This is a genomic window from Streptomyces sp. NBC_01390, from assembly GCF_045040105.1.
Lineage (GTDB): Bacteria > Actinomycetota > Actinomycetes > Streptomycetales > Streptomycetaceae > Streptomyces.
The window spans coordinates 6,802,169-6,827,828 of sequence record NZ_CP109551.1; the positions used below are offsets into that span (position 1 = coordinate 6,802,169).

21 protein-coding genes are annotated in these 25,660 nt (G+C 69.5%); 11 read left to right on the plus strand and 10 right to left on the minus strand.

Going from position 1 to position 25,660, the window contains the following annotated elements; all coding sequences use genetic code 11:
• The first annotated feature begins 132 nt into the window (after positions 1-132).
• Positions 133-1,143 (plus strand): GntR family transcriptional regulator, encoded by a 1,011-nt coding sequence (locus OG241_RS30750; RefSeq protein WP_405819799.1) that lies wholly within the window; start codon positions 133-135, stop codon positions 1,141-1,143.
• Here the strand turns inward: OG241_RS30750 and OG241_RS30755 are convergent.
• A complete protein-coding gene (locus tag OG241_RS30755; RefSeq protein WP_405819801.1) occupies positions 1,140-1,895 on the minus strand; it encodes an HAD family hydrolase in 756 nt (251 codons plus the stop codon). The genes OG241_RS30750 and OG241_RS30755 overlap by 4 nt on opposite strands.
• A 269-nt stretch (positions 1,896-2,164) precedes the next feature.
• On the opposite strand from OG241_RS30755, the gene OG241_RS30760 reads away from it, so the two are divergent.
• From OG241_RS30760 to OG241_RS30780, 5 genes are all read left to right on the plus strand, one after another.
• The gene (locus tag OG241_RS30760) at positions 2,165-3,319 is read left to right on the plus strand and encodes a phosphotransferase (RefSeq protein ID WP_405819803.1); all 1,155 of its coding nucleotides are present in this window, start codon (positions 2,165-2,167) and stop codon (positions 3,317-3,319) included.
• Positions 3,320-3,407: 88 nt separating this feature from the next.
• A complete protein-coding gene (locus OG241_RS30765) occupies positions 3,408-5,591 on the plus strand; it encodes an aminoglycoside phosphotransferase family protein (RefSeq protein ID WP_405819805.1) in 2,184 nt (727 codons plus the stop codon).
• Positions 5,592-5,676: 85 nt separating this feature from the next.
• Complete coding sequence (locus tag OG241_RS30770) at positions 5,677-6,339, plus strand: TetR family transcriptional regulator (RefSeq protein ID WP_405819806.1); 663 nt, start codon at positions 5,677-5,679, stop codon at positions 6,337-6,339.
• Between the two features lie 41 nt (positions 6,340-6,380).
• Complete coding sequence (locus OG241_RS30775) at positions 6,381-8,495, plus strand: HelD family protein (protein ID WP_405819808.1); 2,115 nt, start codon at positions 6,381-6,383, stop codon at positions 8,493-8,495.
• 26 nt (positions 8,496-8,521) lie between these two features.
• Complete coding sequence (locus OG241_RS30780; protein ID WP_405819810.1) at positions 8,522-9,079, plus strand: hypothetical protein; 558 nt, start codon at positions 8,522-8,524, stop codon at positions 9,077-9,079.
• A gap of 48 nt (positions 9,080-9,127) precedes the next feature.
• On the opposite strand, the gene OG241_RS30785 is transcribed toward OG241_RS30780, so the two are convergent.
• From OG241_RS30785 to OG241_RS30795, 3 genes are all read right to left on the minus strand, one after another.
• Positions 9,128-11,548 carry an ATP-binding cassette domain-containing protein gene (locus OG241_RS30785; RefSeq protein ID WP_405819811.1) on the minus strand — a complete coding sequence of 807 codons (2,421 nt, stop codon included), beginning with the start codon at positions 11,546-11,548 and terminating at the stop codon, positions 9,128-9,130.
• A gap of 107 nt (positions 11,549-11,655) precedes the next feature.
• Positions 11,656-12,066: a VOC family protein gene (locus OG241_RS30790; protein ID WP_405819813.1), complete on the minus strand. Its 411-nt coding sequence runs from the start codon at positions 12,064-12,066 to the stop codon at positions 11,656-11,658.
• A 10-nt stretch (positions 12,067-12,076) separates the two neighbouring features.
• A complete protein-coding gene (locus OG241_RS30795) occupies positions 12,077-12,532 on the minus strand; it encodes a helix-turn-helix transcriptional regulator (protein WP_405819815.1) in 456 nt (151 codons plus the stop codon).
• A gap of 232 nt (positions 12,533-12,764) precedes the next feature.
• Between OG241_RS30795 and rox the strand changes: the two genes are divergently transcribed.
• The 3 genes from rox to OG241_RS30810 all read left to right on the plus strand — a co-directional run bounded on the left by rox (position 12,765) and on the right by OG241_RS30810 (position 15,913).
• Positions 12,765-14,207, plus strand: a complete 1,443-nt coding sequence (gene rox / locus OG241_RS30800) for a rifampin monooxygenase (protein WP_405826503.1) — start codon at positions 12,765-12,767, stop codon at positions 14,205-14,207.
• A gap of 141 nt (positions 14,208-14,348) precedes the next feature.
• Positions 14,349-15,017, plus strand: a complete 669-nt coding sequence (locus tag OG241_RS30805; protein ID WP_405819816.1) for an enoyl-CoA hydratase-related protein — start codon at positions 14,349-14,351, stop codon at positions 15,015-15,017.
• 95 nt (positions 15,018-15,112) lie between these two features.
• Positions 15,113-15,913, plus strand: coding sequence for a thioesterase family protein (locus tag OG241_RS30810; protein WP_405819818.1), 801 nt, complete (start codon positions 15,113-15,115; stop codon positions 15,911-15,913).
• Positions 15,914-16,000: 87 nt separating this feature from the next.
• Here OG241_RS30810 and OG241_RS30815 read toward each other — a convergent pair whose 3' ends face one another.
• The 6 genes from OG241_RS30815 to OG241_RS30840 all read right to left on the minus strand — a co-directional run bounded on the left by OG241_RS30815 (position 16,001) and on the right by OG241_RS30840 (position 22,169).
• Positions 16,001-16,396 (minus strand): hypothetical protein, encoded by a 396-nt coding sequence (locus OG241_RS30815; protein WP_405819820.1) that lies wholly within the window; start codon positions 16,394-16,396, stop codon positions 16,001-16,003.
• Between the two features lie 202 nt (positions 16,397-16,598).
• On the minus strand, positions 16,599-17,576 hold the full coding sequence (locus OG241_RS30820) for a ribosome-inactivating family protein (protein WP_405819822.1): 978 nt from the start codon (positions 17,574-17,576) through the stop codon (positions 16,599-16,601).
• A 378-nt stretch (positions 17,577-17,954) separates the two neighbouring features.
• Positions 17,955-18,830, minus strand: coding sequence for a hypothetical protein (locus tag OG241_RS30825; RefSeq protein ID WP_405819824.1), 876 nt, complete (start codon positions 18,828-18,830; stop codon positions 17,955-17,957).
• 301 nt (positions 18,831-19,131) lie between these two features.
• Positions 19,132-19,680 carry a WD40 repeat domain-containing protein gene (locus tag OG241_RS30830; protein WP_405819825.1) on the minus strand — a complete coding sequence of 183 codons (549 nt, stop codon included), beginning with the start codon at positions 19,678-19,680 and terminating at the stop codon, positions 19,132-19,134.
• A complete protein-coding gene (locus OG241_RS30835; RefSeq protein ID WP_405819827.1) occupies positions 19,568-21,400 on the minus strand; it encodes an integrase in 1,833 nt (610 codons plus the stop codon). Before OG241_RS30835 ends, OG241_RS30830 begins: the two co-directional genes overlap by 113 nt.
• Positions 21,366-22,169, minus strand: coding sequence for a TnsA-like heteromeric transposase endonuclease subunit (locus OG241_RS30840; RefSeq protein ID WP_405819829.1), 804 nt, complete (start codon positions 22,167-22,169; stop codon positions 21,366-21,368). Before OG241_RS30840 ends, OG241_RS30835 begins: the two co-directional genes overlap by 35 nt.
• 347 nt (positions 22,170-22,516) lie before the next feature.
• Here OG241_RS30840 and OG241_RS30845 point away from each other — a divergent pair, with 347 nt between their 5' ends.
• Positions 22,517-23,380, plus strand: a complete 864-nt coding sequence (locus OG241_RS30845; RefSeq protein WP_405819831.1) for a TnsA-like heteromeric transposase endonuclease subunit — start codon at positions 22,517-22,519, stop codon at positions 23,378-23,380.
• On the plus strand, positions 23,377-25,659 hold the full coding sequence (locus OG241_RS30850; protein WP_405819833.1) for a transposase: 2,283 nt from the start codon (positions 23,377-23,379) through the stop codon (positions 25,657-25,659). The genes OG241_RS30845 and OG241_RS30850 overlap by 4 nt, the downstream gene beginning before the upstream one ends.
• Position 25,660 lies beyond the last annotated feature (1 nt).

Consider the following 25,660-nt stretch of genomic DNA (forward strand, 5'->3'; position numbering starts at 1 on the left):
CCGTCCAATTGGACTGGTTGCCTTCGGGATTGGTCTTCCCGGGTGGGGAGATCCCTTAACTTCCCAGCTCAACAGGTTGGTTGGTTGACGCAAATTGGTGTGGCGGCGGTCCGGAAGAGGTACGGTCGGTGTGTGGGTGAGCAACAGGACGGTCAGCGTGTCACCGAGGGCGGCGGCAGGGAGTTCGAGCGGATCCTCGCCGAACTGCTCGGCCGTATGTCCGTCACCGACGGGGAACCCGCCGTCTACGCACTGGGATCCCTGCTGCCACCGCAGCGTGAACTCGCCCAGGAGTTCGGGGTGTCGCGGGACACCGTCCAGCGGGTGCTGCGCGAGCTCACCAGGGAGGGGCTGATCGACTCCCGGCAGGGCAGCGGCTCCCGGGTGATCGCCGTGCCGGAAACCGGGCGGGCTGCCGGTGCGCAGCCGACGCCGGGCGGCGCGCAGCCGGTGGGCGCGGCACGGATCGCGCGTCCCGGTCGTACGACCCTCGCCCCGCACATCCGTGAGGCGTTCACGAAGCCCCAAGTCACCCTGGACGTCTTCACGTTGACGTCCGAGTCGCTCCAGGGCCACATCTGGCTCCAGGCGGAACGGATCAGGACCAGGGAGATCGCCGCCCCGCAGAGCATCGCCCTGCGCATGCTGCTGCCCACCGACGATCTGCAACTGCCGTATCCGCGGGCTGTCGGCGACGCGGCCGACACCCGCCCCGTGGACCGGCTCCGGGCCATCACCAACCGGCACGCGACCTCGCTGCGACACGTGCTGGGCACGCTGCGGGCGGAACGGCTGGTGGAGAACGTCGAGGTGGAGATCCGGCGGGTGCCGATCGCCCCGGTGTTCAAGCTCTATCTGCTCAACGGCACGGACGCGCTGCACGGCATGTACGAGGTGACCGAGCGTCCCATCGTGCTGGAGGACGAGACGAAACCACTCGCGGCGATCGACGTCATAGGCATCGGCGCCACCCTCATGCACTACGTGCGTGGCGAGGCGGGCCCGAATGCGGGCGGTCCCGATTCCGGCGGCCCGGATTCAGGCCGTCCCGATTCCAGTGGTCCCGAATCCCCGGGATCGGTGTTCGTGGAAAGTATGCAGTCATGGTTCGACTCGGTCTGGAAATACCTCGCTACGGACTAATCGCCCGCGAACTGTTCCACCACGCCGATGACCGGCGCGTGCGAGGCGACCACGAAATCGGCGCCCCGGCGCAGCATTTCGCGGGCCCGGTCCTCGTACGGCGTGAATCCGAGAAAACGCACTCCGGCCTTTTCTGCAGCCGTCAGGTCCGTCAACTGATCGCCGATCAGTAGGGTTTGCGCGGGTTTCGGATCACCGAGCAGGCGTAACGCCCGCAGGATCGAATCCGGATGGGGTTTCATCAGCCGGGGATCGTGCGGATCGCGTCCGCAGACCGCTGTGAAACACCTCAGCAGGTCTACCCGTTCCAGGTGTTCTCGTACGGGACCTTCCGCATTGTTGCTCACGATCGCCAGGGGCTTTTCCAGGGCGTACAGCGCTCTGACGAGACGGCCGGCGTCGGCTGTCTCCGCGGCTGAACGCACCGCGGTGTACTCGTGCCTCTCGACGATCTCGTCCGCCCAGTCGAGCGGCCCGGCGAGCGCGGGTGCGTGCCGGTCGGCCATCGCGGCGAGCAGGAGCAGGACGCCGTGCGAGTCGTCGCAGTCCCGGACGTCGTCGTCCAGTTCGGTTCGCGGCCACACCCGCGCCGCCCGGGCCTTGACCTCGGCGGCGATGTGCGCGGTGGAGGCTCCGCCGAACAGGTCGCAGACCGGGCCGTCGAAGTCGACCAGTACCGCGTGTGTGTCGCGCAGCAGGGTGCGCAGACGGTGCGGGTCCTGGGCGCGGGGGTCACCGGGGGCGCCACTCATGAGTCTCCTCGTTCGTCGGAAGGTACGGCGGGCGCGCACCTGGCGCTCAATCGCCCGGTGCGGTCGGGAGAATCGCTTCTGGCAACATGCTGAATCACGGAGGAGTACCGTGCATCACTCCTCCACCATGGCTGTGGGCACTGCGGGTTCAGTGGTGCACAAGCGTTGGTGCGGGTCACAAGGGGTGCCAGGAACGGGCCCCAGGGGTTCCGGTGGGGTGAACCGGGTCATCCCAGGTCCTCACGGGTCCTCAGGCAAGAGAGCGGGCGATGTCAGCCGAACGAGTGTCTCCGGCTCCGGAGCGAGCCGCCGGTGCGGGCCGTACGGGTGCCGCCGAACCGGCCGATGGTGCCACCGAACCGGCCGATGGCGCCGTACGTGTGGTCGAGGAGACGCTCCAGGGCTATCACCATGTGACGCACGTGATCTCGCTTCCCGGGGTGGCCGCGGACGGCCGCCGACTGCGCGGCAAGGTGCGCGAGCCGCGCAGCAACCTGCTCTGGTTCGACCGGCGTTGCTTCCTCTCGGAGGAACAGCTGCTGGCGGACCTCCAGGGACGCGTCACATGGATTCCCGAGCTCATCACGGCCGGGGACATGCGGCTCCAGCGGTTCATCGAGGGCCGCACGCTGGGCGCGCGCCATCGCTCGGGCCAGCACGTCCCGGACGAGCTGGTGGACCAGATCCTCGAGCTCTTCGGGGAGTTGCTAGCCATCACGGCGAAGACTCTCCCCACGAAGCGCCGTTGCGAGCCCGAGGACCGGGCCACGGACCCCGACAGCTCGGAATTCCTGGAACGGCTCATCGCCTTCGCCGAGGACCGCGTCTACCGGGACAACCTGGCGGACTTCGCGTCGCTCTTCCACGCGCTGGGTGTCGAGGCGGACTCCTTCAAAAGGCTCAGAAAGAACGTTTCTGACCTGACCGAACGTCCGTTCTGCCTGCTCCACGCCGATCTCCACAGAGAGAACCTCGTCCTGGACCCCGACGGCCGGCTCTGGACCATCGACTGGGAGCTGGCGATGTTCGGCGACCCGCTCTACGACCTGGCCACCCATCTGTACCTGATGCGATATCCGCGAGAGCAGCAGAACTCCCTGGCCGAGCGCTGGAGTTCACTCGCCGAGAAGATCAGGCCGGGCAGCGCGAAGAACTGGGAACAGGACCTCCCGAAAATCATGGACTTCAAACGGGCGCAATCCGTGTTCACGGATTCTATCCGGGCGACCCAGATTCTGGTTTCCGGTACGAGGTTCAACTGGACGCAGCTCTATCGCGAGGCCTCGAAAGTGCACAAGGCTCTGGTGGGTGCGGAGGATCCGCTGGGGCTCGCAGACGTACCGACTATTCGGGATGTCATGAAAGCGCTTGTGCGCTGGCACCGGGAACAAGGTGGGAGGAAAAGGGAAATCCCCTTCTCCTGAGCTCGTTCGGGTGACTTCGGCATCATGGTGCTCACGCGTGGTCTATCGTCGGTGGCCACTCGTTCGAAGCGCTGAGCACAGGACTTCCATGGGCGCACATTCAGCCCGGCGGCCCACCGTGTACCGCCAGTTCGTGGAACTGGCACGTAAAACCGGGACGCTGTACAACGGGCAACACAACGACAACTTCGTTCTCCCTCTCACCCCGGCGATGGCCCGGCTCGTACCCCTCGTGGAGGGGACAAAGGTCATGGTCCGGATACCCAGGTCGGACGTGCCCCGCGTGACGGTCAAGACCTGGCCGTTCGAGGAGGCCGCGATCCTCGTCGCCATCAGGGACTTCGTGCCGGGCGCGCCGACATGCCTGATGGAGGACTGGGGGCAGTCCGAGCTGTACACCTTCGCGCCGGGCCAGCCGCTGTCCGCGTTCCACCACGACGACTGCGCCGTCGACAGGGAGTTGATCGCGGCGATGACCGGCGTGATGGCGCGGCTGGCGCTGGTCCCATGCGACGCACTGCCCCGGCTGCCTGGCAACTGGCCTCAGGACGGCGACAGTCGGGGATTCCTGAGGCATTTCGCCGGTCTCACCGACCAGGAGGTCCGGTGGCCCAACATGCCGGAGCACGGCCCCCTGTTCCGGGCGCTGGGCGTCCCCCCGGACGGGCTGGCGACGCTGGCCGCCCGGCTGCCCGACATGACCTCCCGCCCGTACAGCCTGCTGCACGCCGATCTGCACCGCGGCAACGTCGTCATCCCGTACTCCGGCGACCCGTCGGTGCTCGTCGTCGACTGGGAACTCGCCACGTACGGCGACCCGTTGCACGATCTCGCCGTCCACCTGGTCCGAACGCGCTACCCCGAGTGGCAGGAGAAGGAGGTGATCGACACCTGGGAGGAGGCGATGCTCCGGACGAGCCCCGAGTCGGTGCGCGGGCTGCACGAGGACCTGCCTCACTATCTCGCCTTCGAACGCGCCCAGTCCGTGTTCCCCGACGTGATCCGCGCGGCACGCGACCTGAAGGAGACGCCCGACCGGCAGCACCTCGCGGACGCCGTGCGACGGGTGCACCAGGCGCTGACGGTCGCCGCCGAACCGCTCGCCATGCTGGACGTTCCCGACCCGGAGACGATCGCCCAGGTGCTGCTCCGCTGGACGCTCTACGCGCACGGTGAGAAGGTCGGCGTCGGTCGCGCGACGGAGTCCGTCGACTGGCGGCCGGGCCGCGGCCACCCCTACCGGGACGACTTCACCCACGCCCAGGTCGGCGAGGCGCTCCTCGCGGAGCGTTCGGTGCCGGCGAGCGCCGTGCGCAGGGGCACGGCGTACGCCAATTCCGTGGTGCGGGTACAGGGCCGGCTCACCCCGGTCGTCGTGCGCCGCCGGACCGAGGGCCGCTGCCCCCGGCGCGAACAGGGCGTACTGGCCGAGCACTTGGTGCTCCGGCAGATCGAGCGGGCGACGCCCGATGTGGCGGCGCCGCGGCTGCTGGCCCTGGGAGTGGACGGTGAGCGGGGGGATTCCTTCGCCGTCCACACGTACGTCGGTCAGGGCGACGGCAGCGCACCGCCCGAGCACCCGGTGGACGGCCTCAGGCCGAACGAGGTCGACGACCTGGTCGACCAGCTCTGCGCGCTCACCGGCGTCGACTACCTCGGCCTCGACCGGACGGCCAGCGCCTTGGGCTTCTACGAGCGGATGACGGACCGACTCGTACGCCTGGTCGAGTCGCTGCCGGAGAGGTCGCTCCGCCTCGCCGAGGAGTACGGTCTGCCCGACCCCGGGCACCTTCGCCGCATCCTGTCCCGCTACGACGTCACTCCGCGCACCCCGACCCTCCTGCACGGCGATCTGCACCCCTGGAACCTCGTACGCCTGAACGAGGAAAGGTTCTCTCTGGGGCTGGTCGACTGGGAACTGGCGATGGTCGGGGATCCGCTGTACGACCTGGTCCGCCACCAGCACCTCACCCGGTCCCGTCCGGCCGCGCGGTACCGCATGCTGAGCCGCTGGGAGCGGAACCTGAAGGCGCACTACACCCGCGACTGGCGGCGCGACCAGCCCACCTACGAACGCCTGGAGACCGTCCGTTCGGCGTACGTCGACCTGGACCGCCTGGTCACCCGCACCGACCTGGAGGCACCCAACGTCGACCGGGCGGTGGCGTCGGTCGGGCGGACCCTGGACGCCGCGATGGCAGCGCTGAACCTGGGGACCGGGGGGACCTGGCCGATGGCGAACCCGTATCTGCGGCGCGCGCTGCCGGGCTAGCCGACGCCCGTACCCGCGCGGCAGACATTTACCTGTGCGGGCGGGATTTTCCGGTGCGGGCGCGGTGGTGCGTACCCTCGCTCCCATGGCAGGAACCGGGCTGCGCGAGCTCAAGAAGCAGCAGACGTACCAGAACGTGTCCGACGTCGCGATCGGGCTCTTCCTCGCGAAGGGCTTCGACGCGGTCTCCGTCGCGGAGGTCGCCGCGGCGGCCGGGATCTCCAAGCCGACGCTGTTCCGGTACTTCCCGGCCAAGGAGGACCTCGTCCTGCACCGCTTCGCGGACCACGAGGACGAGGCGGCCCGGGTGGTGCGGGCGGCCGAGTCCGGTGCGTCGCCGGTCGACGCACTCCGTAGGCACTTCCTCGACGGGCTGAGCCGCGAGGACCCGGTCACCGGCCTCAACAGCGCCCCGGGGGTCCTCGCCTTCCACCGTCTGCTCTACGGCACCCCGTCGCTGGTCGCACGGGCGTACGAGTACCAGCAGCGCTCGGAGGCCGTACTCGCCGCCGCCCTCGGCGACACCCTGGCGGCCCGGCTCGCGGCGGGCCAGATCATCGCCGTACAGCGGATTCTCGCGCAGGAGAACTGGCGGCGGATCGCGGCGGGGGAGTCGGTGGAGGCGGTGCGGGGGGACGCGGTCGCGGCGGCGGAGGAGGCGTTCGGGCAGCTGGAGGCGGGGCTTCCGTGGCTCCGGTCGGCGGCAGCGGCGGAAGTGGTGCGGGATGTGAGCAACGCGACCGAGTAAAATATTTAACTCGGTTACGTTATTTCGGTAGGCTGGCTCGAATGACGCCACCCGACGCCCCGATCGGCGACTCCCCGCTCCAGTCCCCGCTCCAGGACTCCCTGCGCCGCGAACGCGCCCATCACGACACGTGCCGTGGCGCCCTCGCCGCGATGATCGACGGTGCCCGGGAGCACGTCGTCACCGGATCGGACGTCTCCGCCTCCGGGGCGGACGCGGAGGTGCTCGGGTACCAGCTGCGCAGCAAGGCGAAGGAACTGGGCGAACTGCCCGAAGGTCCCCTGTTCTTCGGCCGGTTGGACTTCGACGGGGGCGACCGGGGCGGCGAGCACAGCGGCGCGAGCTACCACGTCGGCCGCCTGCGCATCAGCGAGCACCCGACGCGCCCGCCGCTCGTCGTGGACTGGCGTGCCCCCGTCTCCCGGGCCTTCTATCAGGCGAGCGCCCGCGACCCGCAGGGCGTGGCCGTACGGCGCCGGTTCGGCTGGGCACCCGGCAGCACGGGCGACTCCGCCGACCTCACGGGCCTGGAGGACGAGCATCTCGACGGGCGTCTGGACGAGGACGGGGCGGAAGTCGGCTCAGGAGAAGTGGAGTTGGCGGGCGGCGCGGACGGTCTGGTCGCGCGGGAGATCGCCCGGCCCCGGGTCGGACCCATGCGGGACATCGCCGCGACGATCCAGCCCGAACAGGACGACCTCGTACGGGCGGGCCTCGGCGTCTCCGTGTGCGTGCAGGGCGCCCCCGGCACCGGCAAGACGGCCGTCGGGCTGCACCGGGCCGCCTACCTCCTCTACACCCACCCCGGGCGCGTCCAGCGCGGCGGCCTGTTGATCCTCGGACCCAACCGCACGTTCCTCTCGTACATCTCGGAGGTGCTGCCCGCCCTCGGTGAGACGGGCGTCCGGCAGTCGACGGTCACGGACGAGATCGCGGGCCATCCGGTGCGCGCCGAGGACGACGAACGGGCCGCCGTCGTGAAGCACGACGCGCGGATGGCTCAGGTGCTGCGCCGGGCGCTGTACGCACGCGTGGCGACCGAGGAGGTCATGGGCCGCACCAACTCCCTTGAGGTGAAGGACGATTCGTACCGCTGGCGGATCCCGGCGGCGGAGCTGGCGCGGATCGTGGCGGGCGTACTGGCCGAGGAACCGCCGTACGCCGTGGGGCGCGAGCGCGTACGGACCCGGATCGTGAGCCGCGTCCAGCGGGAGGCGGAACGGCGGGCGGGACCGCAGACGAACGCCTGGGTGCGGCGCATCGAGCGGGCGCGGCCGATCGGGGCCTACGTGGAGGCGGTGTGGCCGAGGGTGCGTCCGGCGGAGGTGGTGGCCGAACTCCTGGCGGACGAGGGGGCGTTGGCGCGAGCCGCCGAGGGACTCCTGGGCGAGGAGGAGCAGCGGGCGGTGCACTGGGCGCGGCCGCCGAGATCCGGCAAGTCAGCGCGCTGGTCGGCCGCCGACCTGGTCCTCCTCGACGAGGTCGCCGGCCTGATCGAACACCCCGAGGGATACGGTCATGTCGTGATCGACGAGGCGCAGGACCTCTCCCCGATGGAGTGCAGGGCGATCGCACGCCGGGTGCCGTACGGCTCGCTGACGGTCCTGGGCGACCTGGCACAGGGCACCACACCGTGGGCGGCACGGGAGTGGGGCCCCTTGCTGGCCCACCTGGGCAAACCCGACGCCACTGTCATCCCACTGACCATCGGATTCCGGGTACCGCGAACGGTGGTCGCCTTCGCCAACCGACTGCTGGCCCACCTGGACGTAGCTGTGCCACCGGCCCGATCCCTGCGCGGAGACGGGGAGTTGAGGGTGGTGAAGACGACCGACATCACCGGTGAGGTGCTGGCCGCGGTACGCCGGGCGCTGGCCGGGGAGGGCTCGGTGGGGGTCGTGGCGGCGGACGGCGAGGTGGCTGCGGTACGGGAGACGCTGGGCGCGGCGGGAGTGACGCCGAGCGGGGGAAGGGTCGCGGTACTGCCGGCGAAGGCGGTGAAGGGCCTGGAGTGGGACCACGTGGTCGTGGTGGAACCGGCGGCAATCGTCGAGGAGGAGGGCCCGACCGGACGGGGCCTGCACCGGCTGTACGTGGTGCTGACCAGGGCGGTGTCACGGCTGGAGGTCGTGCACGGGCGGGCGTTGCCGTTCTGAAGGGGGAGGCTTTGAAGGGGGAGGCTGTGACTCACGGACCGTCGGACCCGGGGACCGCCGGGCCCCCGCTCCTCTTCCTGGATGTCGACGGGCCGCTGATCCCGTTCGGCGGCACCCGGGAGCAGTATCCGGACGGCTATCCGACGTACCGGCCCGCCCGGCGACCGCTGCTCCCGGCGGGGGAGACAAACCCCCTGCTGCCCCGGATCGACCCGGCTCTGGGCCCTCGACTGGTCGCGCTGGGCTGCGAGTTGGTGTGGGCCACGACCTGGATGGACGAGGCGAACGAGTGCGTCTCCCCGTGGCTGGGCCTGCCCGCCCTCCCGGTGGTGAACTGGCCGGAACCGGCCGACGACGACCCGCTCGACCCGCCAGGCGCACCCGGCGTGCACTGGAAGACCCGCCCGCTCGTCGATGCGGCCGCCGGGCGGGACTTCGTATGGCTCGACGACGAGGTGACCGACGCCGACCGGCGCTGGGTGGCCGAACACCACCGGGGCCGGGCCCTGTTGCACCGGGTCGATCCTCAACACGGCATGTGCGACGCGGACTTCGTGGCCGTCGAGGAGTGGCTCCAGCCGTAGGGCACACACAACGACCGCCGACCCGCCCCCGACCCGCGGCCCTCGCGCTCAAGCCCCCACATACCCCGCCAGATGCTCCCCCGTAAGGGTGCTGCGGGACGCCACCAGGTCTGCCGGAGTCCCCTCGAAGACGATGCGGCCGCCGTCGTGGCCCGCGCCGGGGCCCAGGTCGATGATCCAGTCGGCGTGGGCCATGACCGCCTGGTGGTGTTCGACGACGATGACCGACTTGCCCGAGTCGACGATCCGGTCGAGCAGGCCGAGGAGGTGTTCGACGTCGGCGAGGTGGAGGCCGGTCGTCGGCTCGTCGAGGACGTAGACGCCGCCCTTGTCGCCCATGTGCGTGGCCAGCTTGAGGCGTTGGCGTTCGCCGCCGGACAGGGTGGTGAGGGGCTGGCCGAGGCTGAGGTAGCCGAGGCCGACGTCGGCGAGCCGGTCGAGGACGCGGTGCGCGGCCGGCGTACGGGCGTCGCCCGCGCCGAAGAACTCCTCCGCCTCCGTCACCGACATCGCGAGCACCTCGCTGATGTCCCGGCCGCCGAGGTGGTACTCCAGCACCGCCGGCTGGAACCGCTTCCCCTCGCAGTCCTCGCAGGTCGTGGCCACGCCCGCCATCATCGCCAGGTCGGTGTAGATGACACCGGCGCCGTTGCAGGTGGGGCAGGCGCCCTCCGAGTTGGCGCTGAACAGGGCCGGCTTGACCCCGTTGGCCTTGGCGAACGCCGTACGGATCGGGTCGAGCAGCCCGGTGTACGTCGCCGGGTTGCTCCGCCGGGAGCCGCGGATCGGGGTCTGGTCGACCGCCACCACACCCCCGTCGACCGCGCCCCGCGTCTCGACCAGCGACCCGTGGATGAGCGAGCTCTTGCCGGACCCGGCGACCCCGGTCACCACACACAGCACCCCGAGCGGGATGTCGACGTCGACGCCCTGGAGGTTGTGCTTCGTCGCGCCGCGGATCGGCAGCTGCCCGGTGGGCTTGCGCACCGCCTCGGCCGGCTTGAGCGCCGCCCGGTCGTCGAAGTGGCGGCCGGTGACCGTGCCGCCGGTCCGCAGCCCCTCCACCGTGCCCTCGAAGCAGACGGTGCCGCCCGCCGTACCCGCGCCGGGACCGAGGTCGACGACATGGTCGGCGATGGCGATCACCTCGGGCTTGTGCTCCACGACCAGCACCGTGTTGCCCTTGTCGCGCAGCCGCAGCAGCAGGTCGTTCATGCGCTGGATGTCATGCGGGTGCAGGCCGATCGTCGGCTCGTCGAACACGTACGTGATGTCGGTGAGCGCCGAACCGAGGTGGCGGATCATCTTGACGCGCTGCGCCTCACCGCCCGACAGAGTGCCCGAGGCGCGGTCGAGGGCGAGGTAGCCGAGCCCGATCTCCACGAACGAGTCCAGCGTGTGCTGGAGCGCGGTGAGCAGCGGCGCCACCGAGGGGTCGTCGAGGCCCCGCACCCACTCGGCCAGGTCCCGGATCTCCATCGCGCAGGCGTCACCGATGCTGATCTTCCCGATCTTCGACGACCGGGCCCCCTCACTGAGCCGGGTGCCCTCGCAGTCGGGGCAGGTGGCGAAGGTGACCGCCCGCTCCACGAAAGCCCGGATGTGCGGTTGCAGTGCCTCCTTGTCCTTGGACAGGAACGACTTCTGGATCTTGGGGATCAGGCCCTCGTAGGTGAGGTTGACGCCGTTGACCTTGATCTTCGTCGGCTCGCCGTAGAGGAAGTCCCGCATCTCCTTCTTGGTGAAGTCGCGGATCGGCTTGTCCGGGTCGAGGAAGCCCGACTGGGCGTAGAGCTGCACGGTCCACTGGCTGTCCGACTTCCAGCCGGGGATGGTGAACGCGCCCTCCGAGATCGACTTGGAGTCGTCGTAGAGCTGGGTGAGGTCGATGTCGGAGACGGCGCCCCGGCCCTCGCAGCGCGTGCACATACCGCCGGTGCGGTTGAAGGTCGCCTTGACCGTCTTCGTCTTCTCGGCACCGCGTTCGACGGTGATCCCGCCGCTCGCCCGGACCGAGGCCGTGTTGAAGGAGTACGCGCTCGGCGGCCCGATGTGCGGCTGCCCCAGCCGGCTGAACAGGATGCGCAGCATCGCGTTCGCGTCGGTGGCGGTGCCGACCGTGGAGCGCGGGTCGGCACCGAGCCGCTGCTGGTCGACGATGATCGCCGTCGTCAGCCCTTCGAGTACGTCGACCTCGGGCCGCGCCAGCGTCGGCATGAACCCCTGGACGAACGCGCTGTACGTCTCGTTGATCAGCCGCTGCGACTCCGCCGCGATGGTGTCGAAGACCAGCGAACTCTTGCCCGAACCGGAGACCCCGGTGAACACCGTCAGCCGACGCTTCGGCAGCTCGATGCTGACGTCCTTGAGGTTGTTCTCGCGCGCGCCGTGCACACGGATCAGATCGTGGGTGTCGGCGCCGTGCGGCACGGGGGCCGCCTGCGAGTCCGTCCTCGGGGTGCTGCTCATCGGGTCTCCGTATCGTCCGGTTTTCCTTCGGGTGATGCCGGCTGCTCCCGAGGGTCCAGCCCTTCGGCTCAGTCCTTCGACTCAGCCCGGCGGGTCAGCCCATCGACTCAGCCCTTCGGCTTCTGCGAGATGCGTACCAGGTTGCCCGAGGGGTCGCGGAACGCGCAGTCGCGCGGGCCCCATCCCTGGTCCATGGGTTCCTGGAGAACTTCGGCGCCGGATGCCCGTACCTTCTCGAACATGCCATCGACGTCGTCGGTGCGGAAGACGAACGACGGCATGACGCCTTTGGTGAGCAGTTCCTGGAGGGCGTCGCCGTCGGCCTGGGAGCGGCCCGCGTGCGGTTCGGAGAGGACGATTTCGAGGTCCGGCTGCGCGGAGCTCCCGAGGGTGACCCAGCGGTGTTCGCCGGATGCGACGTCGTTGCGGACCTCGAAGCCGAGTGCGTCGCGGTAGAAGGCGAGCGCCTCGTCGGGGTCGTTGACGGTGATGTGGCAGTAGTGCAGTGCGATGTCCATGCCGACAACGCTAGGCGGCGGCCGTACCGCCCGCTTCTCGAATCCTGCTCGACCCGTCCGGACCCGGCCCGTTTCTGCTCGGCCGCGTCTGCACCTTCGCCACGCAGGCGGGCATCGCCGTCACGGCGTCGTGCTCCCGGCCGCGGTACACGCTCGGTGTCTGGCCGACGATCTCGGTGAACCGCGAGCTGAACGAGCCCAGCGAGGTACAGCCGACGGTCATGCACGCGTCGGTCACGCTCATACCGGCGCGGAGCAGCGTCATCGCGCGTTCGATCCGGCGGGTCATGAGATAGCTGTACGGCGTCTCGCCGTAGGCCGCGCGGAACCGCCGTGAGAAGTGGGCAGGGGACATCAGCGCGTGCTGGGCCATCGTCGGGACGTCGAGCGGACGCGCGTACTCCCGGTCGATCAGATCCCGGGCCCGGCGCAGATGCGCGAGGTTGGCGAGCTCCTGCGGGTCCATTCCGCGACGGTACCACCGGGCCACCAAAGGAAACCGGGCACCAAAGGAAAAGGCAAGGAGGTCGTCCAGCACTCCTTGCCACTCTCAACATATAGCGCACAGGGGGGCTTGCGGCAAGGCCCCCGTAGTGCCGCAGAATCGTCGGCCGAGGCGGCCGGAACCCGCGAAAACACGGGAATCGCGGGGACAGCAGGGCTGCCGCAATGGGGGTTTCACGATGGACGTGGTGGACGTGGTGGACGTGATCGTGGCCGGTGCCGGACCCACCGGCCTGATGCTGGCCGCCGAGCTGCGGCTGCACGGCGTACGCGTGGTCGTGCTGGAGAGGGACGCGGAGCCGACGCCGGTCGTCCGCTCGCTCGGTATGCACGTGCGCAGCATCGAGGTGATGGACCAGCGCGGTCTGCTGGAGCGGTTCCTGGAGCACGGCAAGCGGTATCCGGTCGGCGGCGGGTTCTTCGCCGCCATCGAGAAGCCCGCGCCCGACCGGCTGGACACCGCGCATCCCTACGTACTCGGTATCCCGCAGACCATCACCGACCGGCTGCTGTACGAGCACGCCGTCGACGTCGGTGTCGAGGTCCGGCGTTCCTGCGAGCTGGTCGGGCTGAGCCAGGACGAGGACGGGGTGACGGCGGAGCTGGCCGACGGCACCCGGCTGCGCTCGCGTTTCCTGGTCGGCTGCGACGGCGGCCGCAGCACCGTACGCAAGCTGCTCGGCGTCGGTTTCCCCGGCGAGCCCACCCGCCAGGAGGCGCTGCTGGGCGAGATGAAGGTGGGCGTACCGCAGGAGACGGTGGCGGAGGTGGTGGCCGAGGTCCGCAAGACCGAGAAGTGGTTCGGCCTCGGGCCCATGGGGGGCGAGGGGGTGTACCGGGTCGTCGTGCCCGCCGACGGGGTGGCCGAGGACCGCTCGGTCCCGCCGACCCTCGACGAGGTCAAGCGGCAGTTGCGGGCGTACGCCGGTACCGACTTCGGTGTGCACTCGGCGCACTGGATCTCGCGCTTCGGCGACGGCACCCGGCTGGCCGAGCGCTACCGCACCGGCCGGGTGCTGCTGGCCGGTGACGCGGCGCACATCCATCCGCCGGTCGGCGGGCAGGGGCTCAACCTCGGCATCCAGGACGCGTTCAACCTCGGCTGGAAACTGGCCGCGGAGATCAACGGCTGGGCGCCGGAGGGTCTGCTGGACAGCTACCACACCGAACGGCACGAGGTGGCCGCCGACGTACTGGACGGCACCCGCGCGCAGACCCTGCTGATGGCTGCCGAGCCGGGTCCGAGGTCCGTGCGCCGGCTGCTGTCGGAGCTGATGGACTTCGAGGACGTGAAGCGGCACCTGATCGAGAAGCTCGTCGGGATCGGCATCCGCTACGACTTCGGCGAGGGCCACGACCTGCTCGGCCGGCGCATGCGGGACCTGACGCTGAAGCAGGGGCGCCTCTACGAGCTGACGCGCACCGGCCGGGGCCTGCTCCTCGACCCTGCGGGCCGGCTCTCGGTGACCGGCTGGGCGGACCGGGTCGACCATGTCGTCGACACCGGCGAGGAACTGGCCGAACTCGACGTACCCGCGGCGCTGCTGCGGCCGGACGGCTACGTGGCGTGGGTCGGGGAGGACCAGGGGGAGCTGCGGGGCCAACTGGCCAGGTGGTTCGGCGCCGCAGCGGGGTGACCGGGGCGCGGTCTTGCGGTGGACCTGTGCAGTGGACCCGTGCGGTCGGCCCTTGCCGTTCCATGGCACACGCCATAAGTTACCGGCAAGTAAGTAGATGGCTCGGCCAGTCCAAGCCCCCCGCCCCCTGAGGAAGCCGCCATGCCAGTGCTCGACCGCCAGGACAACGTCTTCGTTCTCGACCTCGGAGACGGGGAGAACCGTTTCCACCCCGACTGGCTCGCCTCCGTCGGTGCGGCGCTGGACGAGGTGGAGAAGGCCGAAGGGCCCCGCGCCCTGGTGACGGCGGCGACGGGGAAGTTCTACTCCAACGGCCTGGACCTGGAGTGGCTCTTCGCGAACGCAGACCAGTACCAGGACTACGTCGTCTCCGTCCACGCACTGTTCGCGCGGATGCTGTCCCTGCCCGTGATCACCGTGGCCGCCCTGCAGGGGCACACCTTCGCGGCGGGCGCGATGTTCTCCCTCGCCCATGACTTCCGCGTCATGCGCGCCGACCGGGGCTACTGGTGCCTGCCCGAGGCGGACATCGACATCCCCTTCACCCCCGGCATGGCGGCCCTCATCCAGGCCCGGCTGGCCCCGCAGGCCGCACACCGGGCCATGGTCACCGCCCACCGCTACGGCGGCACCGACGCCGCGGCCGCGGGCATCGTCGACCAGGCGGTCGCCGAGGACGCCGTCCGCAGCACGGCCGTAGAACTCGCCCAGGCCCAGGTCAACAAGGCCGGCGACACCCTCGGCACCATCAAGACCCGCATGTACGCCCCCGTACTGACCACCTTGCGCGACACCACGAACCTCGGCTGACGGCGCCGTACGAGGCGACCGCCTGCAAGGTGACCAAGCGCTTAGTATCATGCGTCGGCAGTCCGTGCGACTCCGTGCGACAGGGAGGAACAGACATGCCGATGTCGCAGGCCGAGGCCTTCTACGAGCGGGAGGCCGGTGGCCGATTCGTCCCCACCGCCTACACCCGGGGCCCCTGGGACGCCGGATCACAGCACGCCGGCCCGCCGGCCGCGCTGCTTGCTCTGGCCGTCGAACAACGGCCCGGCGGACGACCGGACATGCGGGTCGCCCGGCTCACCTACGAGATCATGCGTCCGGTCCCCATCCGGCCGCTGAGCGTGGCCACGCGCGTGCTGCGTGCCGGGCGCAGCGTCGAGCTCGTGGAGGTCGCTCTGACACCCGACGGCGGCCGGGAAGCGATGCGGGCGACGGCTCTGCTGATGAAGAGCGTGCCGGACTCGGTACCGCAGGTGTCGCCGGGTCGGCAGGTGCCCGTACCGGGGGCCGGAGCTCCGCAGGCGTTCTTTCCGGTGCCGTGGGATCAGGGCTACCACACCGCGATGGACATACGCTTCGCCACCGGTTCGTTTCTGGAGCCCGGGCCGGCCACAGTGTGGATGCGGATGCGGGTCCCCCTGGTCGCGGGCGAGGAGACCACACCGCTCAGCCGGGTGCTGACGGCCGCCGACTCCGGCAACGGCGTCAGCGCCGCGCTGGACTTCCACCGCTACTCCTTCGTCAACGCCGACCTCACCGTCAGCCTGCTCCGCCATCCGCAGGGCGAATGGGTCTGCCTCGACGCCCGAACGATGGTGGACGGCGCGGGCATCGGGCTCGCCGAGTCCGCCCTGCACGACGAGAAGGGCCCGCTCGGTCGCAGCACCCAGACCCTGTATGTGACCGCACACAGCTGACGCCAGCGGTGCGACGACCCCCGTGGGCGCTGTCACGTTGGTTGACGGTGCATCGGAACTCGGCCGGGGTCATTTCCCACCAGCAGATCAATCTGGCGCGAGCGCGCCTCGGCGTGTGATCACGGCGTCGAAGAGAGTCCAGCCGTCGACCTCTTCGGTCAAGGGATCGTCGGGACGCCATCCTTGGGCCAGGGCTGCGTCCAGCAGGGCCCTGGCGGTGCCCGGCTCGTGGAGGTTCAACGTTCCGCCGACGGCGGTGCCGACCGCGCCGGAAGGCATGAGATACCCGTCGGGGACAAGTCTGTCGGGGCCCGCTCGGAAGACGATGCGGAGACACCCTCTCGCTCTGAACCGGCGGATGCTGAAGGTCTCGCAGCAGTCTTCGTACCGACCGTTGCCCAGCGCTTGGTGGGTGTGACTCAACGACCACAGGAAGGTCTCGCCATCGACCACCAGGCGCCGCGCCTTGCCTTTGCGAGCCATCTGTAGATGGTAGTCACATCCCGAATTCCGTCGTGTCCATGGGGGCAGGGGGCGACAGCGCGAGGAATCAGGTCAGGGTTTCTACGGGGGTGCCCCGCCCACCGCGCCCACCGCAGCGGGCGCGGTGGGCGGGGTGGGTGCTGAGGTGAGGGGCGACGCCGGTGTCAAGCGACGAGGCGGCGACGGCGGTGAGCCGTGGGCCTCACAGTTCGTCCTTGATGTTGGAAGTAACGGGTCGGGCGGCGAGCGCGACCATCAGGACCGCGGCAGCGGCCGAGCGGTCGCGGATGTCGCCCCAGCCGGCCGTGTGGACCCAGTTGAGGGCGCCGCCGGGGTTGGTGAAGACCCGGCTGATGTCGCGCCAGTTGCGGATCAGCTCGATGTAGCGGGCCATGTGGGTCTGGCCGCCGGTGTTGAGCTGACGGCCGAGGTCGGCGGCGATCGGGCGGAAGCGGGTGCCCTCGGAGACGGCCATGATCAGGCGGAGGATCGCGACCGACTTGGTCCTCATGTAGTTCGCCGACTGGCTCTGCGGGTTCTGCCGCAGGTCGAAGATGGCCTGCCGGAGGTTCTGGTGACTCAGGCTGAGGTCCTCCAGCGATGTGTTGGCCGATCTGGCGAGGTCGTTGTAGTTCTCGTGGCCGTTCATGTCGCCGTACTGCCCGAACCCGTTCTGCGTGGGGCTCAGGACGGCGGCGGGTATGTCCTCGGGGTGGTCGCGGCTGAGCGGGATGTACACATTGCCGTACTGGGGCGCGTAGAAGTGCCACCCGACGACGTACATGTCGCTGACTCTGAGGATCAGGTGGACGGTCGCACCGGCTGTCGTCACCGTGAGGTCGATGTACGCGTGGTCAGCGTTGGCGCCCGGGGTGACGTCGACGGCGAGGTTCCGGCCGCCCCGCTGGACGTTCTCCCGGTGACCGCCGTGGGCGTCGATGATGGACCGCAGGTGGCTGATCGTGTGGGCGTAGCCCTCGCCGCTGGCGTCGACGTCCCAGTGGGCGAGGTACCAGGTCGAGGCCGAGAGTTCGGTGTCCTTGGTGTTCAAGGTGAGAGTGCTGGACGCCTTCGAGGACGTCGAGTGCGCATGAGAAGGGGCGGCCAGCGCGAACGCGCCGACCACGAGAGCGGGCACGGCGAGGGACGTGCCCACGCGCTGCAACAGGCGAGAGGCCATGGGAGAGGTCTCCGTTACGTGAGAGAGGGACGGGGTCCGGAATTCCGGATCCCTGCTCGATCGTCAGGGCCGGGAGGTTGTCCCGCGAGCCCCTTCCATCACTCCGGACAATCCCGGAGGCCGCCGTCCCGGCCCCGGGGAGACGGCCTCCGAGCTGCGGTTTCCCCAGCGCTGCCCCGCGGCGGGCAACGGCCTGCGGGCACGTTGTCTGAGTCGTCCGCCCACGCGAGCAGCGCGCGGTCGTAGTCGGCGGACCCTTCCTCTCCGGCGTACGTCCATGGACAAACCCAGCGTCCGGGAGAAGCGCTCCAAGCACGGCGAAGTGCCCGCCGGCACAAGTCCGGCGGGCACTTCGGATCTCAGGGGTGCCGCAACGTGTCAGTGGCAGTCGCTCCACTTGTTGGCGCGCCCGTGGAGGAGGAAGTGGAACTGCGGCTGGTGGCTGCTGTTGAGGACATTGGACGTGCCGTCGTAGTAGTAGTCACGGTCTACGAGGGCCCTGTACCCGTAGCCGCCCCAGTTCTTGGATGAGTGGAAGCCGTTGCCGTCCTTGATGGTGTTCCACGCGAACATGTCCAGCCAGAAGTGCGGGTTGACCCGCACCACGCGCTTGAGGGGTCTCGCGCCGAACCATTCCGTCCGGCCGGCCGGGACGCTCATGCCGACAGTGCGCGACCAGCCGACGGACTTGCCGTAGGACCACGAGTGCTCGAACTCGGCGCCGAGGCTGAGATCGAACAGCTTGCCGATGGCGCGGCTGGCGCTGACGGAGCCGCCCACCGTCTTGGTGGTGGTCGTCGTGGTGGTGTAGCTCTGGGTGACGTTGTAGTTGAGGGGGCCGCCGTTGTCGCAGTTGCTTGCCGACTCGGACCAGGCTGTTTCGCCCCCCTCATACGTCCAGGAGGACGATTCGGGGTAGTAGCAGTGGCCCAGGATCTCGACCCAGTTCGGGTTCAGGTAGGCCTTGGCCGCGCGAGGACCGCCGATCACGTCGTAGACCGGGTACTTGCCCTCGTAGCTCTTGTCGTGCAGTTCGTGCGTGTCGATGTTGTAGAACCACTTGCTCTGGCCGCTCCGGTTGGAGCCGTCCTGGCAGATGTTCGGGAGCAGGTTGTCCCAGTGGCCGTTGAGGTCCGTCTCATTGCCGTTGCCCGTCGCGCTCGCGGTCGGGGCGGAGGCCAGGGTCAGGCCGCTGAACGCCAGGCCGCAGGCTGCGACGGTGAGTAGCCACTTCTTGACAGGGGTGGGGACCATTTTCGAGTTCCTTCGCTCGGTGGGACCAAACGCGGGTGAGGTCGAGTAGGTGGTGGTCAAGGGGGGTGCGAGCGATGTTTCGCGGCCGTGAGTTGTCCGGCAACCCGATTCAAGGGCGTGAACAAACAGGTCAGCGGCGCGTTGCCTGGAGTCCGGCCCGTCGTGTCACGCGCGGGATCGCGGAGGCTGGAACGGCATACGTGTGCCCGGCCCGCCCTGCCCGCCCGGCGCACGGTTGCTCGGCGGGCGGAGGTCACTCCACGTCAGGGAACGCCAACCGTCGGGCAACGCCGCGCAGTGGTCAGTGTGCGCGGGGCGCGTCGCAGACGGGGTGGTAGGGCGCGTCGGGGATGTACAGGTGCCATTGGGCCGCGGTGAGGGTGGTGCCGGTGCGTGCGCAGGCCTGGGTGATGGCGTGGGAGGGGGTGATGGGGTACCGCTGGAGCGGGGTGTGGTCGCTGGTGGCGTAGAGGGTGGCGCTGTCGGGGCTGAAGGCGAGGGAGCGGATCGGCTCGCCGGGGGTGGGCAGGTTGCCGCCGAGGGGTTGTTGGGTGGCGGTGTCCCAGAGCTGGAGAGTGCCGGAGTCGCCGGCGACGGCGAGGGTGCTGCCATCGGGGCTGAAGGCAAGGGCGTCGACGGCTTCGGGGGTGTCACCGAGCGCCGCGGGGAAGAGGTTCGACAGGACGCCCGTACGGTGGCGGAGGGTTCCGTCCCACAGGGCTACGCGGCCGGTCATGTCACCCGCCGCCATGCGGGAGCCGTCGGGGCTGAAGGCCAGGGCGTTGATCTGCTCGCCCTGGCTGAGGGTGCGCCGGGTGACCGGGCCGGACGGCAGCTCGGTGAAGTCCACGTCTCCGGCGAGCAACCGGCCGTCGGGGCGGACGGCCAGGTGGATGCTGCCGAGGTCGTTGAGCATGGCCGCCCTGCTGCGGCGTGCGGTGTCCCACACCTCGCCGCTCCGATGGCCGATGTCGCGTGTCCTGGAGGCCACCAGTGTCCGGCCGCCGGGACCGAGCGCGACCGCGAGGACCGCTGCGGTGGATGACCCGCCATTCACGGGGCATGAGCTGGATGTACTCCTCCGGGCTGAGCGCGACGGGGACGTATCCCGCCGCTGACACCAGCGCGGCGTACTTCTCGTTCGGGCTCAGCGGCCGGTCCGGCATCAGCGGATCGCGCAGCCCGTCGTGCGGTCTGGCCTGCCAGATGACGATCCACTCCTGGAGCAGTTCCTGGAGCTCGTGGATGGACCAGGCCGCCTGCGCGGAAGGATCTTTGCCCCGCATCTCGGCACTGCGTCCTGTGTAGCCGGCCACGTACTGGGCGAACATCGTCGACACCGAGCCCAAAGTCCGCTCGATGTGCGGCCTGTCGGTCGGGGTGTCCGGGTGCGCGGGCTGGAACGAGATCCCCAGATGGCGGCAGGCATTGCGGAAGTTGTCCGAGATGAACGCCTTGCCGTGGTCGCTGACCACCGTCTCCGGAACGATCACCGGGACCGCGGCGGCCTTGTCCAGCCGCTCGTCCAACGACAGCAAGGAAGCGTAGGGGAGCACGGAGCGCGACATGCGCAGAGCGTCGGACCAGCCGGGCCGCACCGGTTCCGGCGTCATCGCGCGGGCCAGCAGCAGCGCGGCATCGACCGCCTTCGTCGACGGACGCAGCACCACCGCAGCCAGAGTCCGGGTGGCCAGGTCGATCAGCCCGGTCAGTTCGCAGCGGTCCACTGTCCCGTCATCTTGGATGACCATGACGTCCAGCGGCGTGGAGTCGATCTCCATCACCTCGCCGGGGCGGGCTGAGTTCAGCTGCCCGAACATCCGCTTCGGCTGCTTGCCCAGCGAACGGCGGGTGCGGGCCGAACCGAAGAGATGCTGCCCGGCCGAGACCGCTTCCAGCAGACGGTAGAACGCCGCCCGGGACGGCATCCGGACCACTCCGGCACCGTGCTCGGCGGCCAGGAGCCGTTCGACGCGGCGCCGCAGCACCTGCGCGGAGACGGTCGGCTCGTCCGTCCGGCTGCCCGCGACCTTCACGATCGCTTCGACCACCCGGGGATCGGCCCGGCTCGTGCCTGTGGCGGGCTTGCGCAGCCTGCCGTCGACCAGGCCCGCTACCCCTTCGTTCTCGAAGCGGGACCGCATCCGGCGCAGCGTGCTCAGCCCTACCGCCTCACCGCAGTCCCGCAGTTCGGCCACCTTGGCCAGCTCCCGCTGCCGCAGAGAGTGCACCGTCGGGTCGTACTCGGCCCGCACCGGGCCGTTGGTATCGCCGTCCGGACGGCCGGTGAGCAGCTCGGTCAGATGCCGCCGCCACCACTCAGCCCGCTGCACCGCTTCCTCCGGCAGGCCCTCCAGCACCCCGGCCTCCGGCAGCGGCGGGCGGCTCAGCGAGGTGCTGAGCACGGTGAAACCCTCCGACGCCAGCAGATGTCCCAGCAGCACGACGCTGGCGGCCTGGGTGTCATCGACCAGCCGCACCGACGTGCCGTGCAGGGCGGCAACCGTGTGCTCCCGCCCTTCGTAGCGGACCCTGTCACCCAGCGACAGCAGCTGCGGACGCGCCGGCATCCTCTCCCGCCTCCTCCGCGATCGCAGACCCCGGGCTCACCTGCGTGGCCGCCGACAGCAGACCGGCCTCCAGATCCACCGCCAGTTCCCGGCGCCAGAGCAGATGGAAGAGCACCGGCAGCACGGCGATCGGATCACCCACCGCGCGGGCCCCCGCCAACAGACCCCGGGGCCGGGCGAATACCGCCCGCAACTCCGCCGCCACCGGCTCTCGCCGCACCCTCGGATGCCGGTAGCCCGACAACCAGCGCAGATTCGCCGCCAGCACCGGATCGAGCACGCCCACCCGTTCGAAACCCCAGCCCACCCGTGCGCAGGCCACCGCCGTGACCTCGAACTTCACCGCATCCTCGGGCTCGATCCGGTCGTCGGGACGCACGTCCAGCACCACACCGGTACCGTCCCGGCGGCGCACGAAGTAGTCCGGGGTATGGCTGGTCCGCCGAGCCCGGCCACCGGACCGCCACGAGAGCCGGAACGGCTGCGACGCCATCGCCACTACCCCCGGATCGGAGTCCAGCCTCAGCAGCTGACCGAGTTCCACCCACGACTCATAACCCACCAACTCGGCACACGTGGCAGCCCAGTACCAGCCGGGAAAATTGCGCTGACCGGGGTACGACGGGAATGTCCGCACCTGCCCGGCCGCCTCGAAACGCGCCGGCCACATCACCTCAAGCGGCCCCTCATACAGGTCACCGCGAGCGTCGACGTACTCCAGCCGAAAGTCCTCAGCCTCCACCAGACACCCCCACCCGGCGCTGTCCATGTACGACGACCGTAGACAGCCAGCCGCGGCAGCGGCTCAGAAAGAGCGAGACAGAACAGCAGATGGCCAAGGTTGACCGAGACACACAGCCAGATTGCTCGGATACACCGAGATTGGCCCGCCTTCAGCGAGACAGGTCACCTACCGTGCTCAGTCACACCTCTTGTGACTGAGCACGGAAGTTGTCACCCGGCAGCTGTCCCGGCCTTGCATTCCGAGACGGCGTGAGCAGGGTTGCTGTCACTGAATGTGCATCTTTCTTGTCACCCTGAGATTGTTTGCGGTCTTGTTGTCACCAGTACCGGAGATCGCCTACGCCGTACGCGGGGCTTCGCTTGTCTGAGGGTGTGGCGGAGAATCAGGGATCCGGCAGCGTACACGCCGAGGCGGCCGACGGTGCGGGGTGCAGGCCCTTGTGGTCGCATTCGTGCTGGTGGGAAGACCTGCTCGTCCCTGTCTCGCTCGGCGCTGGGCGGGATGGGCTCGATCTGTCCGAGGGCTGGACGCGACAGTGGACGGCGACCTGGCGTCACGCCGGGGGCGAGGCGACCTGTCCGGTGGCTGACCTGGCAGCGGCTCCGGTCACCAGGCTGGGGCCGATGAGGGGCTTCACGTGGAGGCGGGATCAGCGCCATCGTCCCGGGCTGGAGTACATGGTCAGTACGGGGCGTCTGCACGGTTTCGAAAGCTTGGAAGAAGCCGGGCTGCTGCTGGCTCTGGACTTCGCCGGCGATGTGACCGAAGTTCTCTCGCAGCCGCTGCGGCTGAGGTTCCGTACGGCTGCCGGTTGGCGCAAGCACACCCCGGACTTCCTCGCGATCAGTCGCCTGGGCATTTGGCTGATTGACGTCCGCCCCGCCGACTTGATCCAGCAGGAGGACCGGGAGTCCTTCGCGGCGACAGCCGAAGCAGCGCTGACCTGCGGCTGGCACTACGCGGTGGCAGCGCGGTGGAAGCCACATGTGTTGGTGACGGTGGACGAGATGTCGTCGCGGCGGCGGCCGCTGGCGGACCCGCTGGGCGTTCAGCCGGGCCTGTTCGCCGGGGCCGGCGAGGGCTTGACGTTGAGGGAGATCGTGACGGGTAGTGCGTTCGAACCGGTCGCGCGGGCTCATCTCCTCCACCTGCTGTGGCATCGCCGTCTTGGTGTCGATCTGAGCAGGCCGCTTGCGGACCGCTCGACGGTCGTACTTGGTTCGGAGGGTTCGTGAACACCGCTCATGCGCTTGATCTGTCCGTCGGCGCCGGAGTGGTGCTCGATGACGTGGAGTGGACCGTTGAACTGCGTGAACCGCACCTTGGACGTGTCCAGTTGGTGGGGCCGGACGGTGTCCGGCAACGGCTGACCTTTCGCTTCCTCGCCAATCACGAGCACTGCCGTTCCTCGTCGCGAACCTCGGAACCGGGTGCGAGTCGAGGACGACAGCCTGCGTCGGTAGGAGACTTGGAGCCCGGCAAGCGCCGACTGGCCGAACTGCGCGCGGCCCATTTGCTGGAGGTCAAGACCGGGTTCCGCAGCGGGGACCCGCTTCGGCCGGGGCCGGGTGAACCGAAGCCCGAGTACAACCCCGAGGCGACCACGCTGACCCAGCGGCGGCTGGCGAAGGTCGCCGAGCTCAAGGCCCTGGCCAGCCAGGAAGCAAAGCTGCTCGGCCTGGCAGAGGTCGGCTACCGGACCCTGATCCGCTGGGAGAAGAACCGCAACCGCTTCGGGCTGATCGGCTGCGCGGACGACCGATGGCTGCGCGAGAGCGGCGGACACCCGAGCATCAGCGAGGAGGTCCGGGAGGCGATCTTCGCGGTGAGGGCAGAGACGCTGCACCGCTCGCGGGTGGACGGCCGAACCCGTGAGGCCATGATCCACCAGTACGTGCGCGAGACTTTCGGGGCGGACGTTGCGGTGCCGAGCTATCACACGCTGCTGAGGGTCTGGAAGGAATGGTTCGGCCCAGGTGGGGCCCGTCAGCGCTATGCGCGGTCGGCGGAACTGCCTACCAAGGCGGGGCATGTGGTGGTCCACCGTCCCGGGCAGGTGGTGGCGCTGGACACCACGGTGCTGCCGGTCATGGTCCGTGAAAGCGTGTTCGGCGACCCTGTGAAGGTCCATCTCACCCTCGCCATGGACGTCTACACGCACTCGCTCTGTGCGTTCAGGCTCACCCTGGTCTCCGACACCTCGGTGGACGTCGCGATGCTGCTGCGGGACGTGACGCTGCCGCTGCCAATGCGGGCGGACTGGGGAGAAGAGATGGAATGGCCCTACCCCGGGCTGCCCGCCGCGGTGGTTGCGGAGTTCGCCGGCCACAAGGTTGCCGGGCTGCCGTTCTTCGCTCCGGAGACGGTGACGACCGACCACGGGTCGGTCTACCGCAACCACCATCTCGTCGATGTCCAGCGCGTACTCGGATGCAACATCCTTCCCTCCCGCGTCTTGCGCCCCACGGACAAGCAGGTCGTCGAAAGAGCATTCGGAAGTATCCGATCTCTGCTGTTCGAGCAGCTGCTGGGTTACACCGGGGTCGACGTCGCCGACCGCGGAGCCGACCCGGAGGGTGATGCGACGTGGACCATCGAGGAGATGGAACACCTGATCGCTACCTGGATCGTTCAGGTGTGGCAACAGCGCCGCCTGGGCGAGTACGCGCCGAGCTGGGACCCGGGCGGGGACCACAGCCCGAACTCGCTGTTCGCCGCCTCCTTCGCACAAGGCGGCTTCGCGATGGAGATCCCCTCGCCCGAGCTCTACTACCAGCTGCTGCCCGAGCACTCGGTGACAAGGATCCACGGTCGGCGCGGTGTGAAAGTCCGCGGACTTTGGTACGACGGCCCGGCCCTCGCCCCCTACCGCGACCAACGGTCCACCCGCGGCGGCAAACACAAATGGCAGTGGATCGTCCACCGGGAACCACGCGACCGCCGCACGGTGTTCTTCCAGGACCCGCTCTCCCATGAGTGGCATCCGCTGACTTGGACGGGGCTGCCACCGAAAGGGAAGGTGCCGGCCTTCGGCGATGCCCGGGTCCGCGATCTCTTGCAGCGCGCGGAGAGGGCCGGTCTGAAGCCGAAGACAGATGCCGAACTCCTGCCACTGCTACTGGACTTGATCGGCTTGCGGACACCAGTCACGCAGTGGCCAACCCGTCTGAAAAAGTCTCAGCGCACCGAGTACGCCCGCGATGTCACACAGGCCGAGGCCGCAGTTGCCGACCAGCTCGCCACCGCACGAAGCGAGAAGAAACCCGTCGTCCGGAAGGCAGAGGGCACAGTCGTCCATCTCCACTGGCCGGATCAGGCCCGGCAGGCAGCCGAGAGCTTGGACGCCGAGCGCCGTCGGCGCCGAGAACAGGCCGGGCCGTCACGGCCCGCACTGCCGCCCCCGCTGGGCGCCAGCTATCGCAAGGGAAACCTGTTCCACCTCCCCGACGAGGACGAGTGCAACGCTGCCGAGCCGGCCATCGGCCCGGACGACAACGCGGAGGGAGAGGACTGAG

Coding starts and splice junctions, on each gene's coding strand:
- OG241_RS30775 (WP_405819808.1), top strand. CDS start 6,381: ATGACGCCACCCGACGCCCCGATCGGCGACTCCCCGCTCCAGTCCCCG.
- OG241_RS30770 (WP_405819806.1), top strand. CDS start 5,677: ATGGCAGGAACCGGGCTGCGCGAGCTCAAGAAGCAGCAGACGTACCAG.
- OG241_RS30765 (WP_405819805.1), top strand. CDS start 3,408: ATGGGCGCACATTCAGCCCGGCGGCCCACCGTGTACCGCCAGTTCGTG.
- OG241_RS30805 (WP_405819816.1), top strand. CDS start 14,349: ATGCCAGTGCTCGACCGCCAGGACAACGTCTTCGTTCTCGACCTCGGA.
- OG241_RS30810 (WP_405819818.1), top strand. CDS start 15,113: ATGCCGATGTCGCAGGCCGAGGCCTTCTACGAGCGGGAGGCCGGTGGC.
- OG241_RS30840 (WP_405819829.1), bottom strand. CDS start 22,169: ATGGACAGCGCCGGGTGGGGGTGTCTGGTGGAGGCTGAGGACTTTCGG.
- OG241_RS30820 (WP_405819822.1), bottom strand. CDS start 17,576: ATGGCCTCTCGCCTGTTGCAGCGCGTGGGCACGTCCCTCGCCGTGCCC.
- OG241_RS30815 (WP_405819820.1), bottom strand. CDS start 16,396: ATGGCTCGCAAAGGCAAGGCGCGGCGCCTGGTGGTCGATGGCGAGACC.
- OG241_RS30835 (WP_405819827.1), bottom strand. CDS start 21,400: ATGCCGGCGCGTCCGCAGCTGCTGTCGCTGGGTGACAGGGTCCGCTAC.
- OG241_RS30760 (WP_405819803.1), top strand. CDS start 2,165: ATGTCAGCCGAACGAGTGTCTCCGGCTCCGGAGCGAGCCGCCGGTGCG.
- OG241_RS30755 (WP_405819801.1), bottom strand. CDS start 1,895: ATGAGTGGCGCCCCCGGTGACCCCCGCGCCCAGGACCCGCACCGTCTG.
- OG241_RS30795 (WP_405819815.1), bottom strand. CDS start 12,532: ATGGACCCGCAGGAGCTCGCCAACCTCGCGCATCTGCGCCGGGCCCGG.
- OG241_RS30785 (WP_405819811.1), bottom strand. CDS start 11,548: ATGAGCAGCACCCCGAGGACGGACTCGCAGGCGGCCCCCGTGCCGCAC.
- OG241_RS30790 (WP_405819813.1), bottom strand. CDS start 12,066: ATGGACATCGCACTGCACTACTGCCACATCACCGTCAACGACCCCGAC.
- OG241_RS30825 (WP_405819824.1), bottom strand. CDS start 18,830: ATGGTCCCCACCCCTGTCAAGAAGTGGCTACTCACCGTCGCAGCCTGC.